This is a genomic window from Psychrobacter sp. 1U2 (assembly GCF_051847575.1).
Genome location: NZ_JBPYDC010001914.1, coordinates 1 through 500, shown reverse-complemented (window position 1 = coordinate 500; position 500 = coordinate 1). Strand labels below are relative to the sequence as shown.

General features: G+C 47.8%; 1 protein-coding gene. It reads left to right on the top strand.

What is annotated here, in order from left to right:
- Positions 1 to 500 (top strand): di-heme oxidoredictase family protein (locus ACS8FD_RS25105; RefSeq protein ID WP_439277844.1); only part of this gene is annotated, 500 nt, incomplete at both ends.

The following is a 500-nucleotide window of genomic DNA, read 5'->3' as shown; positions in this document are numbered from 1 at the left end:
AAGTATCGACGCCAGTATCGCTACCGAAGGTAAAATGCGCTATATCGCTACTGTTGAAGACGATAAAAATTCTAAAAGTATCAGATTCGAATTTACCCCAACGGACTCCAACCAACCTTTAGGAGATACCGCTATTAGCGGACGTATCTCGCCGCAACTGGTCGGTATGGGCTTACTTAATCTCATCCCTGAAGCCAGTATTATCGCTGCCGCCGATGCTAACGATGACAATAAAGATGAAATCAGTGGCCGTGTGCACTGGGTTAACGAAGGTGCTTATGAGCGAATTGGCCGCTTTGGTTGGAAAGCGATTAATTCAAGTCTGCGTACCCAAAACGCCAACGCCATGTCGCAAGATATGGGCTTAACCACTTCGATATTTATGGACCCTAACTGTACCGCTAATCAGCCAATTTGTTGGACAGCCGCCAATGGCGGTACGCCAGAGGTCTCAGACAGCAGTTTGGATGCTGTGACTGACTTTATGACCGCGCTTGCAG